Source organism: Thermogutta sp., assembly GCF_014359955.1.
In the GTDB taxonomy this organism is placed as follows: domain Bacteria; phylum Planctomycetota; class Planctomycetia; order Pirellulales; family Thermoguttaceae; genus Thermogutta.
The window spans coordinates 1-3,450 of sequence record NZ_JACIYL010000474.1 but is presented as its reverse complement, the minus strand read 5'-3'; the positions used below and the strand labels follow the sequence as shown (position 1 = coordinate 3,450).

The following is a 3,450-nucleotide window of genomic DNA, read 5'->3' as shown; positions in this document are numbered from 1 at the left end:
ATCGGGCGACAGGACCCTTCCCGGGTGACTTCTACGAAATCAGCTACGGTTTCAACTGGTCACCGCACCCCAATCTCCGTGTGCGTCCCGAAGTGCGTTGGGACTGGTTTGACGCCAATCGGCCGGTCGCTGTTCTCCCCTACGACGCAGGGGACCGCGACAACCAGTTCCTGCTTGGTTGCGACTTTATCGTGACCTTCTGACGGGATGACCAAACGAGATCAGCCCACGTGGACGCCGGCTCACCGAGCCGGCGTCTTTTCTTATGGCCGGTCGCTTTGCCGCGACAGGAGAACCTCGATCGCGGCGGCAATTTGCGCACGCCGCTGATAGATGGGATCGGGTGTCCGCGTGAAGGTCGTCATGTCGCGGGTGATTTCCGGCGGAACCTCCAGCAATTGAGCGAAGAGTTCACGCTCCTGTTGGGATAGTTGATTGCCATATTTTTTGAGCAGATCCGCCAGCAGCCAGAGCATTTCGTAATCTTCGATGCCTTCGCGAAGCATCTCCCAGCGAATACTGGACGCCGGTGGCGAAAGTACCGGACCGGCCGTCTTCCCGGGCACCGAGGCTTCGGGAGGCGGATAGATGAAGCGGCCATCACCATTTCCCCAATGCCGTTTCACTCCTTTGGGTGTGGAATAACCTGATACATACGACATCGGATCCTCGTACGGATCCTGAAAGCCGTCCGGAAATGCAGCGGACGACGTCCAGTAGTTGGTGGCCCAAACAAGAATTCCAGAAATCCGCCGTTGCCACGTTTGCCAGAGCCACACGCGCAGTTCGGTTGCGGGATGGTCAATAAACAGGGTGCAATAGGGGGCCTTCGGGCCCGTGCAAATGTACCACCAGAACCGCTCCCCGAACCGGCGACGCTCCTCCGCGACTTTGTGGTCGTAGTTGGGGCTAACGGGGCACCAGATGTCCACGTATCCATAAAGCGGCTCCACCGGCTCTTCGGTGAGCATCCTGGCCAGGCCGGGCGCGTATTTCTTCAGCCGGGCCATCCCCGCTTTGACGAACTCGTAATCCTTGGGCTCGGGCTCATCGAACCAGTACACGTACGCCATGTGAAGCCACCCTTTCTCGCGGAGATGCTCCTCGATTTGCCGAACCTGGCTGCTGAAGAGTGCCTGGTATTGCGGTGTGTTTTCGGCAAAACCGGCCAGGGAAGGTTCCACGCGGGAATGGAACGTGCCGCCTCCCATCCCCTGAATACGAACCATGAAATTCGTGAAATGGTACCGGCAGATGGCTTCCTCCATGGCTCTGTCGAACGCTGAGAAATCAACCACAGCCCGCGGAGGTTCGGACTTGAGGTCGAATGTGATGCGGTAGGGATCAAGCGGGGTGGGAACGTACGGGCTGATGCGGTGGTCCGCAAAGCTCTGGAAGTACAGGTCCAGCAGACGCCGTCGATCTTCCTCGCTTTGCACATTGTGATACTGGAAGGCCCGCCAGCAGTCGAATCCGAAGGCCGTTTCCAGGTGGTTTTGCTCGGGTAGTGCGAAATTCCAGACGGTAAGCTGAATCGGTATCACGGCCTGCCATCCGGGGCCGGTCAGCCGAATTTCCCCGTGGTATTCCCCGGCTTCAGCGTTCCGGGGGACGCGAATCGTGATCCACAATGGTTGGTTCACCCCGGCAGAAAGGGACAGCGGGTACTGGATGAGGGGGAGAGCGTCCGGCCACCAATCAACGACCCCGGTTCGGTCCGTGGGTGTGTGCACAAAATGGTAGAAGACGCGACGAACGGTGATGTCTCCTGCATCGATGGAACAGCCTTTCGGCCCCTGAAGATCGGTGACCTCGATGCGTTCGAGAGTTGTGGCAACCTCCGGACGCAGGACCAATTGGGCAGATTCATGGTCGCCTTTGGCAGCCATCATGGTGATGCCTGACGAACCGCTTGCCGCCTCGGGAGCCGGCCGATTGCGGGCAATCTTCCAGTCCGCCTCGCACCACCACAGGACGACGGGGCCGGACTTCGCCAGGTACTTGCCGTAGTCCGCGCGATAGAACTCGTGGACGGCAAGGGGAATTTCCAGAACTCCCAGCGCTTGGCCCTGCTGCCGAATCGTCAGGAACGCTTTGTACACTCCCGGAGTGGTCACGGGGATGGTGAAACCCAGGGAGCGTGAACCGTTTGCTCCGCGGGCTTGGAGTGCTTCGTTCTGGCGGATGGTCGTACCATCGGGTGCACTGACCGATACGCGAAATTCGTAACCCGAGTCGGCAGGTGGAGAGAGCTCAAACAGATGCTGGCCGTTTTCGGAGGGGCCCAGGTAACATAACCCGAGAGCCGATATGCGAGCTGCCAGCGAGCCGTTGGAAAGGATGCCATAAATTGTTTGGCCGGTTAAAGACGGTAATTCCCTGTCCAGGTCACCCTCGAACGTGATCTTGTCCACCTGTAGGGAGGTGTCCGAACTAGCCCCCCGCAGCCTCACCCACAGATCGCCGGCAGGCAAAAGTTCTTCTGGGAGAGAAACCTCCACGGCCCCCAATTTGTGTCCCCTCGCGATTTCGGTCCAGGCGTTGCCGTCCTTGCTCACGGCAATACTGAGAGCACCGCGAATGTAGTAGTTGATGTTGACCGCGAGCCGCCCGCCGATAAATCGGCAGCCTGGCAGACCGAAGCGGTAGACGATTTCTCGTTCGCCCGAGATAACCCAGCGCGAAGTGTTGAACCCCGCCGTCGCCCGTTCCAGTACCCGATGATCGTTACTGCCGTACTGGTTGAAAATCGCGTGGAAAAAGTACTGTCGCTTCTCGATTCTTTCTCCACGGCCGAGGATGATCTGTCCATGTTTGCAGTAGATGGGCAGGGCCGGCCGCAGTTGCGCAGCGTCGTATTGAATGGTGCCCCGCACCTGCCATTGCCCGAGGCGAAACTGCGTGGTGCTCACCTGATCCGGCACACGGAAGGCGGCCTGGAATTCGCCCCATTCGGTATCGGGGAATGTCCAATCGTGGTTGACTTCTGCGGGCCCGATGATCGCACAACCACCCGAAGCACCAAGGCGACGTCCCTTCACCGTGACGACATACCGGCCACGTGGCTGAAGAGCAATCTGGGAAAGCCACGCGTTACTGCTTCGGCCATCCCCGGTGACTTCGAGGATGTTGCTGTCAATCCAGCGTCCGGTACCGCCGGAGAGTCGCCAGCCGGTGGGTTCTGCTTCCCCTACGTGAAACTCCCCGTTAGGCAGCAGGGCAGAAGGCTCGACGGTTTCCTCGCCTGCGGCCAGTATCGGAAGGAGCGCCGTCAGAAGAATGACAACAACCCAACTCGCGTTGCGAAACAGGAGGGCTTCTTTCATGGACTGTCTCCGAGCAACAAAATGTCAACCAAAGCCGTCTTCCTGCGGCACAAATCGAATCTTCATGGCGAGTGCTGATTAACAAATGGTGGCTGGTCAGCAAATGGTGGTTGGCGCAGGATGA

The 3,450-nt window shown here is 59.0% G+C and carries 2 protein-coding genes; one reads left to right on the top strand and one right to left on the bottom strand.

Going from position 1 to position 3,450, the window contains the following annotated elements; translation table 11 throughout:
- Positions 1–203, top strand: a 203-nt coding sequence (locus H5U08_RS13195) for an outer membrane beta-barrel protein (protein WP_297033877.1), incomplete at its 5' end; no start/stop codon positions are given.
- 60 nt (positions 204–263) lie between these two features.
- On the opposite strand, the gene H5U08_RS13190 is transcribed toward H5U08_RS13195, so the two are convergent.
- Entirely contained in the window at positions 264–3,326 is a 3,063-nt protein-coding gene (locus H5U08_RS13190) for a glycoside hydrolase domain-containing protein (protein WP_297033875.1), read from the bottom strand.
- Positions 3,327–3,450 lie beyond the last annotated feature (124 nt).

Bases quoted from the DNA above. Each gene is read 5' to 3' on its own strand.
- H5U08_RS13190 (WP_297033875.1), bottom strand. From the start codon at position 3,326: ATGAAAGAAGCCCTCCTGTTTCGCAACGCGAGTTGGGTTGTTGTCATT.